At 33.3% G+C, this 5079-nt stretch carries 4 protein-coding genes and 1 pseudogene; 3 read left to right on the top strand and 2 right to left on the bottom strand.

Annotation, left to right across the window (positions count from 1 at the left end):
- From F6K22_RS24935 to F6K22_RS24925, 3 genes and pseudogenes are all read left to right on the top strand, one after another.
- Positions 1-192: pseudogene (locus F6K22_RS24935) on the top strand (hypothetical protein); the annotation flags it as partial.
- A gap of 408 nt (positions 193-600) precedes the next feature.
- Positions 601-1563: an NAD(P)-dependent alcohol dehydrogenase gene (locus F6K22_RS24930; protein WP_293104147.1), complete on the top strand. Its 963-nt coding sequence runs from the start codon at positions 601-603 to the stop codon at positions 1561-1563.
- A gap of 439 nt (positions 1564-2002) precedes the next feature.
- Positions 2003-2440, top strand: coding sequence for a secondary thiamine-phosphate synthase enzyme YjbQ (locus F6K22_RS24925; protein ID WP_293104145.1), 438 nt, complete (start codon positions 2003-2005; stop codon positions 2438-2440).
- A 1070-nt stretch (positions 2441-3510) separates the two neighbouring features.
- On the opposite strand, the gene F6K22_RS24920 is transcribed toward F6K22_RS24925, so the two are convergent.
- Both F6K22_RS24920 and F6K22_RS24915 read right to left on the bottom strand, forming a co-directional pair.
- Positions 3511-4266 carry an SDR family oxidoreductase gene (locus F6K22_RS24920; RefSeq protein WP_293104142.1) on the bottom strand — a complete coding sequence of 252 codons (756 nt, stop codon included), beginning with the start codon at positions 4264-4266 and terminating at the stop codon, positions 3511-3513.
- 219 nt (positions 4267-4485) lie between these two features.
- Positions 4486-5079: SDR family oxidoreductase (locus F6K22_RS24915; protein WP_293104139.1), on the bottom strand; the 594-nt coding region annotated here is incomplete at its 5' end.

Below are 5079 nucleotides of genomic sequence, written 5' to 3'. Positions count from 1 at the left end.
ATAGTAAAGTCGGGGTTGAGTCTCCGAAACCTAATACTAACTTCCTCAAATACAGAAACAAATGTTGAGATATTGCCTCTAAATTTACCAACTCTGAAAATCACCAAAATTAGATATGCTTTCCCTACTACTATCTGTGCTGATGTGGTAGGAATTTTTACTTCTGTTATAGTTTTTCAGATAATTTTTTGATGATTAAAGTCAAAAACCAGGTCTGGGGAAAAAAAGAAATTTAACCAAACAGTAAAGTCGGGGTTGAGTCTCCGAAACCTGATACTAACTTCCTCAAATACAGAAACAAATGTTGAGATATTGCCTCTAAATTTTCCTACTGTGAAAATTACAAACCTTAGATATGTTTTGCCTACTGCTTTATCTGTTGATGTTTTGAGGATTAAAAAAAAGAAAATTTATAACTATCTTTTATCCAAAAAACTACTCCTCTTCCTCTTTCTTGTTTATTATCTCTTCCCACTTTCTATTCAGTTAAGTTATTCCCCATTACCTCTTCCCTATTTCCTATCATTGATAAGTATGTAACTGGACATGATATAATTTATTAGTCTTATAATTGAATTCAAAATTTAATAGCAAAAATCCATGAAAGCAGTCACTATTAGTCGGTATGGTTCCACTGAAGTTTTAGAATATTCAGAAATTGAAAAACCTCAAATTACACCCAATCAATTATTAGTCAAAATTCAAGCTACCAGTGTTAACCCTGTTGATTGGAAAATTAGACAAGGGCAAATACAATTATTATCCGGTTTTAACTTTCCTATTGTTTTAGGTTGTGACTTATCTGGAGTTGTATTAGAAGTAGGGGAAAAAGTAGAAAACTTTGAACCTGGAGATGAAATTTATACATTTATTAATCCATTAGTCGGAGGTGCTTATGCAGAATATATTGCTATACCTGCAAATACTGCTGCATTAAAACCAAAAAACATCACTCACTCCCAAGCAGCAGCAATTCCTGTTGCAGGTTTAACTGCTTTTCAAGCATTACTTGATTTAGGTCAAATTAGACCAGGACAAAAAGTATTAATTAATGGTGCTTCTGGTGGAGTTGGAACTTTTGCAGTACAAATTGCTAAGGCAATGAAAACTGAAGTAATAGGTGTTTGTAGTAGTAAAAATATTACCTTAGTAGAAAGTTTAGGAGCAGATCGAGTTATTGATTATAATCAGATTGATTTTACTAAAGAATCTGAACAGTATGAAATTATTTTTGATGCTGTTGGGAAAGAAACTTTTTCTAGTTGTGAAAATGTCTTGAAACCAGAAGGAATTTATATTTCTACTCTACCAACTGTAGAAAATTTACCTTCTACTTTGATAACCTTATTTATGCCTGGTAAAAAATCTAAATTAGTTCTCGCCCAACCTAACCCCCGTGACTTAATTTCCATCCGAGAATTGATTGAAGATGAATTAGTTAAACCAATTATTGACCGAACATATAAATTAGGAGAAATAGCAGAAGCTCATGCTTATAGTGAAATGGGTCGTGCTGTTGGAAAAATTGTAATTAGTAACGAAGAAACAAGTTTAGTTGACTAAAAAATTTTCCATTATGAAAAAGTAGAGTATTCATCCCAATCTCAAATAAATTTAGTAGTCAGGTAAGCAAATATTTAGGGATTGATATTAAAGGTTAACAAATAGCATATTCAGATAATGAGCGATCTATAAATTTATTTGATTGACAGTAAGACAGCAACACCTGAGACTCCCTATACTTTTTCTTTTCTTTGCCTTTTTTCTCACTCACTCCTTATATGATATATAGCAATTTCCGTCTCTGAGTGAGGTACAAAATGAGTTTGTTTGAGAGATTAGGTAGGAACGTTGTATGCAACGTCCCTAGGTCATAGTAATTTGAGAAACAGGTATATAGAAAAGGATAAAAACAACTTTACCTCAGTAACTTGAGAAACGCTATAAGTAATATTTAACTACTCTATATATATTAGTAGTTTTGACAAAATAGGATATTAATATGTTGATTAAAAATGAACTTCTAGAAATAGAAACTGCTCCAGGAATACAAATATACAATATTACTCCCCAAGTTATTGATGTCTTAACTAAAACTGGCATAACCGATGGGCAGGTAATTGTATTTTCTAGGCACACAACTACCGCTTTAGCGATTAATGAAAATGAGGAAAGATTAATTGAAGACCTGAAAGTATACTTGAGAAAGTTAGCACCAGAATCTGACAAGTATCTCCATAATGATTTGCATCTGCGAGATGTTCCTCCCGATGAACCAATTAATGCTCATTCTCATCTAATGGCAATGACTTTAAATAATAGTGAAGTAATTCCAGTTGTGTCGGGAAAATTAGCTTTAGGAACTTGGCAGTCAGTATTATTTTTTGAATTAGATGGACCCCGAAAAAGAAATTTATTAGTGCAAGTTAATGGCAGATAAAATTTGATTGTATCAGTCTCTTACCCCCAGATAAGATAGCTGGCAAATTCCAACTTCAGACTGCAAATTTTACCTAGACAGCCTAACCATAACTAGGGAATTATCAATTGAAGCTGGTAAATTTTCCCCATCAATATAAAAGTTAAATTATTTTCCTGAGAGTCTGACACTCCCCTCCACTTAATGGCAGATAAAATTTGATTGTATCAGTCTCTTACCCCCAGATAAGATAGCTGGCAAATTCCAACTTCAGAGTTCAAATTTTACCTAGACAACCTAACCATAACTAAGGAATTATCAATTGAAGCTGGTAAATTTTCCCCATCAATATAAAAGTTAAATTATTTTCCTGAGAGTCTGATACTCCCCTCCACTTAATGGCAGATAAAATTTGATTGTCTGAGTCTGTTACTCCCAGATAAGATAGCTGGCAAATTTCAACTTTAGACGGCAAATTTTACCTAGACAACCTAACCATAACTTTGGAGTAATAAATTTATATAGGGTGAATTTTTCCATCCCAAGGGTATGAAACCCCACCCCATTTTTTTTCACTATATAGAAATATAAAACTCAAATTTAGTACCCAAAACTGACTTAAGAAGACAGAAAAACTAACTGCCTCATTTCAAAAGGAAATATAGAGGATATCACAATACCTGAAACACCTGTTTCCTAAAAGGGTAGCCTTGAGTATATATGAGCACACCTTCTCCATTATACTTACGCTACCATGTCAAGTTTTTTTAATCAAGCATTTTTTTGAAATTTATCAATTAGAGGCGATCGCCCGATTCAAATTGGTTCCCATCCTTTATGCATAAATTATGAAAAATTATCAAAATTGGGTCTCCAAAGCAAAAAGGTTGAATCAGAAATTTTTTGCCCAGTTAAATGGTTAAATAATACCAAATCCGGTTATCATAAAGTACCTTTTTCACATTCCTCTCTAACTCTTCTGCCTTCTACCTTACCTTAGATAATAAAGCTTGTGTCTAAACCAGATTTAGTATAATTCCATCAAAATACCCTGCTAAAATACCCTAGTTTAAGGAAGGAATAAACTGCAATTATTGCACAGTATAACCACCATCTATTGTGAGGGAATGACCGATAATAAAACTAGCTGCATCGGAACATAACCAAACAACAGCATTAGCTATTTCTTCTGGTTTGCCAAAACGACCAATAGGTTGTGCTGCCTTAGCTTCACTGCGACCAATCTTAGATAAAATACGGTCAAGTAAATCTGTTTGAGTCGGACCAGGACAAACACTATTAATCCTAATACCTGCTGCTGCTTGTTCCAAAGCAATAGCTTTTGTTAACCCTATAACACCATGTTTACTAGCACAATAAATTGAAACATTAGGGCTACCTACTAATCCGAATCCGGAAGCATTATTTACTATTGCTCCCCCACCATTTTTTAACATTTCAGGAATTTGATATTTCATCGATAACCAAACTCCTTTAAGATTGGTATTAATAACCTGATTCCAATTTTCTTCAGTTTGTTCAATACTAGGTCCTAATATCCCTTCTGTACCTGCATTATTGAAGGCGTAATCTAAACGATTATAAGTATTAATTGTTTGATTAACTAAGTTTTCAACTTCAGTGGCTTGAGTAATATCTGTTTTAATAAATATAGCTTCACTGCCAATTTCTTTAATCATTACCACTGTTTCTTGACCTTCTTTTTCCATGCGATCGCCAATAACTACTTTGGCTCCTTTCTTAGCAAAAGCTACAGCGGTTGCTCTACCAATACCTGAACTTCCTCCAGTGACAAGAGCAATTTTTCCCTCAAATTCGTTGTTCATAATTTATGCTTGTGTAAACAACATTAGATTTTACCAAAATCATCTTATCATTGCTAAGATAAAATTAGTTATTCTGCAAAAATAATCACTAATTATCAAAAAATTTTCTTCATGCTAAAAAGGTCGAATCATAGATTTTTTTTTGCCTGCTTCAATAGCTAAAAAAATAATCAAAATTCCCTGATAGAGTACTATAGTAATCAGGGAATATAACTGCAACTACTGCACAGTATAACCACCATCTATTGTGAGGGAATGACCTGTAATAAAACTAGCTGCATCAGAACATAACCAAACAACAGCATTAGCTATTTCTTCTGGTTGACCAAAACGACCAATAGGGTGTGCTTTTGCCATTGCTGCCATTTGGGCTTTAGCTTTACTATCATCCATCTGGGCTAAACCACGGTTAATCATATCTGTTTGAATTACACCAGGACAAACACTATTAATTCTAATACCTGCTGTTGCTTGTTCCAAAGCAACAGCTTTTGTTAACCCTATAACACCATGTTTACTAGCACAATAAATTGAAACATTAGGGCTACCTACTAATCCAAATATAGAAGCATTATTTACTATTGCACCACCACCATTTTTTAATATTTCAGGAATTTGATATTTCATTGATAACCAAACTCCTTTAAGATTGGTATTAATAACCTGATTCCAATTTTCTTCAGTTTGTTCAATACTAGGTCCTAATATCCCTTCTGTACCTGCATTATTGAAGGCGTAATCTAAACGATTATAAGTATTAATTGTTTGATTAACTAAGTTTTCAACTTCAGTGGCTTGAGTAATATCTGTTTT

The organism is Okeania sp. SIO2F4 (assembly GCF_010672385.1).
Taxonomy (GTDB): Bacteria; Cyanobacteriota; Cyanobacteriia; order Cyanobacteriales; family Microcoleaceae; genus Trichodesmium.
This window is presented reverse-complemented; position numbering and strand designations above follow the sequence as displayed.

Bases quoted from the DNA above. Each gene is read 5' to 3' on its own strand.
- F6K22_RS24925 (WP_293104145.1), top strand. From the start codon at position 2,003: ATGTTGATTAAAAATGAACTTCTAGAAATAGAAACTGCTCCAGGAATA.
- F6K22_RS24920 (WP_293104142.1), bottom strand. From the start codon at position 4,266: ATGAACAACGAATTTGAGGGAAAAATTGCTCTTGTCACTGGAGGAAGT.
- F6K22_RS24930 (WP_293104147.1), top strand. From the start codon at position 601: ATGAAAGCAGTCACTATTAGTCGGTATGGTTCCACTGAAGTTTTAGAA.